This window comes from Kitasatospora sp. NPDC059812, from assembly GCF_042732075.1.
Classification (GTDB): Bacteria; Actinomycetota; Actinomycetes; order Streptomycetales; family Streptomycetaceae; genus Kitasatospora.
This window is the reverse complement of record NZ_JBHWIO010000023.1, coordinates 99,510-100,553: the sequence shown is the minus strand read 5'-3', so window position 1 is coordinate 100,553 and position 1,044 is coordinate 99,510. Positions and strand designations below refer to the sequence as shown.

At 71.7% G+C, this 1,044-nt stretch carries 1 protein-coding gene; it reads left to right on the top strand.

All coding sequences use genetic code 11. The features are described 5' to 3' along the window. Positions 1 to 168 precede the first annotated feature (168 nt). Positions 169 to 1,044, top strand: an 876-nt coding sequence (locus ACFV6D_RS14960) for a phosphatase PAP2 family protein (protein ID WP_380559940.1), incomplete at its 3' end; no start/stop codon positions are given.

Genomic DNA, 1,044 nt, shown 5'->3' with positions numbered 1-1,044 from the left:
GGAAGCTAAGCCTTACAGCGCCGATGGTACTGCAGGGGGGACCCTGTGGGAGAGTAGGACGCCGCCGAACAATTATTCCGAAAAGACCCCCTCCCGTCCGGGAGGGGGTCTTTTTGCGTTAACCTCTGCCGACACACGAACCAGAGTTTGTCGGAGAGGCGCGATCCGTTGCAGAACCTGACCCTTACCTGGCAGTCCGCCGGGGGCGCCGCGGTCGCTCTCTACGGCGGGGCGTACGCCGCCGCCAGGGTCCGGAAGCCGTCCCTGTCGGCGCTGCTGCGGGAGGCTGGCACGCTGCTGGCGCTGTTCGCGCTCTGGCAGCTGGTGGGCCACCTCTCGGTGATGAGCGGAGACCACGCGCTGGACCGGGCGGATTGGATCCACCGCACCGAGTCGGCGATCGGTCTACCGGACGAGGCGTCCTGGCAGGCGGCCGTCACGCCGTACCCGGTGCTGGTGAGGCTCGCGAACTACTACTACGCGGCGATGCACTTCGCGGTGATGCTGGCGGTGCTGCTCTGGGTGTTCGTGCGGCACCGGGAGCGGTATGCGTGGGTGCGGAACACGGTGGTGATCACCACGGCGGTCTGTCTGCTGGTGCAGTTCATCCCGGTGGCGCCGCCCCGGATGCTGCCGCAGCACGGGTTCGTCGACGTGGCCGCCGAGTACGGGCAGTCGGTGTACGGGGGCGCGATGGGCGGTGTGGTGGTGGCCGACCAGCTGTCGGCGATGCCGTCGGTGCACGTCGCGTGGTGCGTGCTGGCGGCGGTCGCGGTGGTGCGGGTCTCGCGGAGTCCGCTGCGGTGGGTGATGGTGCTGCACCCGGTGCTGACCGTCGCGGTGGTCGTGGTGACCGCGAACCACTTCTGGGCGGACGGCATCGTCGCCGTCGTGATCCTGCTGCTCGCGTACGCCGCCCAGGCCTTGGTGGCACGTCGCCGGGGGGGGGGGGGCCGCCGCCCCGGGGGGGGGCCCCCCCGCCCCCCCGCGGGGCCCCCCCCCCCGGGGCGGTGTGACCCCAGGGGGGACACCCCCCCCCGCCCC